The organism is Flectobacillus sp. (genome assembly GCF_049240685.1).
GTDB lineage: Bacteria > Bacteroidota > Bacteroidia > Cytophagales > Spirosomataceae > Flectobacillus.
Genome location: NZ_JBMLSD010000397.1, coordinates 1 through 1,288, shown reverse-complemented (window position 1 = coordinate 1,288; position 1,288 = coordinate 1). Strand labels below are relative to the sequence as shown.

Here is a 1,288-nt window from a genome sequence, read left to right as displayed (position 1 = left end):
AAGCCGTAGGCTACAGCCAAGCACAGTTTTCTACTTATCGCCTACGGCTTAAAGCCTAATGCCTCAAACCTAATGCCTTAAACATGCTATCAAGAATAAATTACTTCGCTGTTGCAATCGTGATGTTTCTAAACTCAATTGGTCCGTGGTCACCTTGGAACATAATTGGTCCTGCTTCTGCCTCATTGCTATCAATCGCGCCACCCGTAATGCCTGGTATCTCAGCTTTATAGATGGTTGTTTTGCCATTTAGCACTACAGTCACCACTCTTCCGACTAAGGTAATATCATAACTTTGCCATTCTCCTGCTTTTTTAGCTGGCATTTCTAAAGGCTTCACAAAACCATAAATACCTCCCAGTTCAATAGCAGATGGTTCTATACCGAAACCGTCCGTAATCTGTACTTCATAGCGTCCACGTAGATATACACCACTATTGCTACCCTCTGGCACACGGAATTCAACGTGTAATTTGAAATCACCGAAGGTTTTGGTTGTTCTGATATTAGCACCTGATTTTGGACTTTTCAAAGCACCATTCTCAACAACCCATTGGTTTTCGCCTGCAGTAGGGCGGTCTTCTCTTCCAATAATTTCCCATCCGTCTAAGTTTTTACCATTGAAAATAGGCATTGGTTTTCCGAAAATAGGCTCCTTAGACTTGATCAATTTTGGTGCTTTTACACCCACCCAATTCAATACTTCGCCATTAGGCTGATTCATTGTTCCTTCCAATTTTCCATCTTTCAAGATAGCCTCTACTACAAGGTCTTTCTCTTCTCTTTCCCACTGTGGCGGAATGGCGAAAGACATTTTATTATCCTTGAAATATACTATTGAGATAGGTCTGGCACTACCGCCACTACCCACAAAACGCCCATTGAGGTATTTTACCCCAGAATGGTTAATTTCTAACCAAGACGGGAATTTTTTATTTCCTTTCGTAATGGTAATATCCCAACGCCCTTCTATACTTTGAGCTGTAATAGCCAAGGTTGAGCATAAAATACACAGAATTATCAAATGTAATTTTGTAATGAGTTTTTGCATGATAGTATTGTTTTTGGTTAAATGGTTTTCACAACGATTTGTCGTTGTCGGCAAAACAACAATGCTAAAATTAATTAAAATTTTGTAAGATAAGCCGACAAATCGCAATGGAAGGCATATAGATAATGGTAGAAGTCATTATCTATTGAGTGAATTGGTGATTGAACCAATGAGTGATTATGGTAAAGTTTGTACGCTAGCAGTAGAGACGTAATACTTTACGTCTTGAGCCAAGTT

The 1,288-nt window shown here is 39.4% G+C and carries 1 protein-coding gene; it reads right to left on the bottom strand.

Features of this window, described 5'->3' with window-relative positions:
* Positions 1-100 precede the first annotated feature (100 nt).
* Positions 101-1,051, bottom strand: a complete 951-nt coding sequence (locus ACOVQ4_RS18035) for a 3-keto-disaccharide hydrolase (protein ID WP_421822010.1) — start codon at positions 1,049-1,051, stop codon at positions 101-103.
* Positions 1,052-1,288: the final 237 nt, after the last annotated feature.